This window comes from Providencia rustigianii DSM 4541 (assembly GCF_000156395.1).
Taxonomy (GTDB): domain Bacteria; phylum Pseudomonadota; class Gammaproteobacteria; order Enterobacterales; family Enterobacteriaceae; genus Providencia; species Providencia rustigianii.
Genome location: NZ_GG703827.1, coordinates 1,337 through 3,652, shown reverse-complemented (window position 1 = coordinate 3,652; position 2,316 = coordinate 1,337). Strand labels below are relative to the sequence as shown.

General features: G+C 45.7%; 2 protein-coding genes and 1 pseudogene. 2 read left to right on the top strand and 1 reads right to left on the bottom strand.

Translation table 11 applies throughout. From position 1 onward, the window contains the following. On the bottom strand, positions 1–165 hold a 165-nt coding region (locus PROVRUST_RS19465), incomplete at its 3' end, for a terminase gpP N-terminus-related DNA-binding protein (RefSeq protein ID WP_006816445.1). A gap of 157 nt (positions 166–322) precedes the next feature. Between PROVRUST_RS19465 and PROVRUST_RS18490 the strand changes: the two genes are divergently transcribed. Both PROVRUST_RS18490 and PROVRUST_RS18485 read left to right on the top strand, forming a co-directional pair. Then, entirely contained in the window at positions 323–1,156 is an 834-nt protein-coding gene (locus tag PROVRUST_RS18490; RefSeq protein ID WP_006816444.1) for a GPO family capsid scaffolding protein, read from the top strand. 12 nt (positions 1,157–1,168) lie between these two features. Continuing rightward, positions 1,169–2,316 (top strand): annotated as a pseudogene (locus PROVRUST_RS18485) (phage major capsid protein, P2 family); the annotation flags it as partial.

Genomic DNA, 2,316 nt, shown 5'->3' with positions numbered 1-2,316 from the left:
TACGCGTTCAACGGGGGTGATCTCATCCCATTTATCACGTCGCTTCCAACTGTGAATTGTGGCGGACTTTTCGTTGAGCGCTTCGGCAATACGCGCAATCCTGTACCCTTTGAAGTACAGGTGCATGGCTCTTTTTCGTGGGTCAAAATCGTGTAATGTATTCATGCCGCCAGATTAATGACTCACACGAATTATCGCCTTGCCTCCGTATTGTGCCATTTCCCACACAATGGCAAATCATTGTTTCTTATCCCCCATCCCTGAAAACATAGGCTCATCTTTTTTACGATCATATACACACTCAATTGCCGGAGCCTGAGCAATGACAACAAAATCCAAGCCGGTGCGCCTTTGTGTTGAAGGGGCAACAACTGACGGTCGCAAGGTGCAGCGTCAATGGTTGACGGATATCGAACAAAATTATGACCCTAGCGTTTATGGCGCGCGAATCAATATGGAGCACTGGAATTATTCTTGGATGCCGCGATTCGGTGATGTGGAGTCGGTTTATACCGAGGAAATCAGTGAGGGTGCATTAGCAGGAAAATTAGCGCTGTATGGCGTTTTAAAGCCAACACCAGAACTGATTGAAATGAACAAAAAGCGCCAAAAGGTGTACACCTCTGTCGAAATTAACCCGAATTTTTCGGATATGGGCAGCGCGTATCTTGTGGGGTTAGCTGTGACAGATAACCCAGCCAGCCTTGGTACTAGCATGCTTGAATTTAGTGCTGGGGCTGATAAGGCGAATAATCTTTCTGACCGTAAGCAAGATAAAGATAACCTCTTTACGGCTGCGGAAGAAACAGTAATTGAATTTTCAGATGTGGAAGAAACACCTGAAAAAACAAGCCCAAGTCTAAAAGAACGTGTTTTTGCCATGTTTAGCCGTGCGCAGAAACGCAATGACGCGGAGCTTGACGATATTCATCAAGCCGTTGAACTGTGTGCGGAAGAGCAAACAGAAGCGGCACAAAAGCTTGCAACATTAGAGCGCGAAGTAAAAGCGCTCTCCGCAGTCAAACAGCAAAATGAAACCCTGCGCAGCGAGTTGGATCAACTCAAAACTGATTTAAGCCAGCAAGACAATAACACGCATCGCCCGATCTCTTTCGGCGGTGCTGGCACAAATACCGAAAACCTGACGGATTGCTAAACGGGAACAATAATGAGAAAAGAAACAAAAGTTAAATTTAACGGTTACATGACCCGCCTTGGTGAGATTTACGGTGTTCAGCCACAAGAGTTTGCAGCATCGAAAGTGGAAATTACTCCATCCGCCGCTCAAAAACTGGAAACCAAAATTCAGTTAAGCGCCGTCTTTCTGACCAAAATTAATATTGTGCCAGTGAAAGACCAAGTGGGTGAAAAAATCGGCATCGGTATTGGCACAACTGTGGCAGGCACGACGGATACCACCAAGCAAGACCGTGAGCCGACAGATCCAACACAATTAGCCAAGCAAGGCTATCACTGCCGCCAAACGAATTTTGATACTGCTATCCGTTACGAAAAATTGGATATGTGGGCAATGTTTGAAGATTTCCAACGCCGTATCCGCGATGCCATTATTCAGCGCCAAGCCCTTGACCGCATCATGATTGGTTTTAATGGCACGAGCCGCGCGGCAACGTCAGACCGTAAAGTTAACAAGTTACTACAGGACGTTAATGTCGGTTGGTTACATAAAATCCGCCTTGAAGCCCCTGATCATGTTTTGGGTTCATCCACGGATAAAGACACCAACAAAATTACGCCTGAGCCAATCAAAGTGGGGATTGGTGAAGATTATGAGAACCTTGATGCGCTGGTTATGCAAGCCGTCGACCACGCCATTTCCGAAGTGTATGCCGATGATACTGATTTAGTGGTTATCTGTGGTCGCTCATTATTAGCGGATAAATATTTCCCAATCGTCAACCGTGACCAAGCCAATACAGAGGCTTTAGCTGCGGATGTGATTATCAGCCAAAAACGCCTCGGTGGTTTGCCAGCTGTGCGTGTGCCTTATTTCCCAAAAATGGAATGCTTATCACGCGATTAGATAATTTATCTATCTACTGGCAAATCGAATCACGCCGTCGTCAAGTGGTTGATAACGCTAAACGTGACCGTATCGAAAACTACGAATCAGTCAATGAAGATTACATCATTGAAGATTATGACTGCGTAGCGCTAATTGAAAACATCGAGCTTACCAAAGGTAAGCAAGAGCCTGATGCGCCAGCGGGTGATGATGCTGAGCAGAAAGCAAAAATGTTAGCTACAGCGGAAGAAAATACTGCGCTTAAAGCTGAGCTTGATGCTCTAAAAAAA

Bases quoted from the DNA above. Each gene is read 5' to 3' on its own strand.
- PROVRUST_RS18490 (WP_006816444.1), top strand. From the start codon at position 323: ATGACAACAAAATCCAAGCCGGTGCGCCTTTGTGTTGAAGGGGCAACA.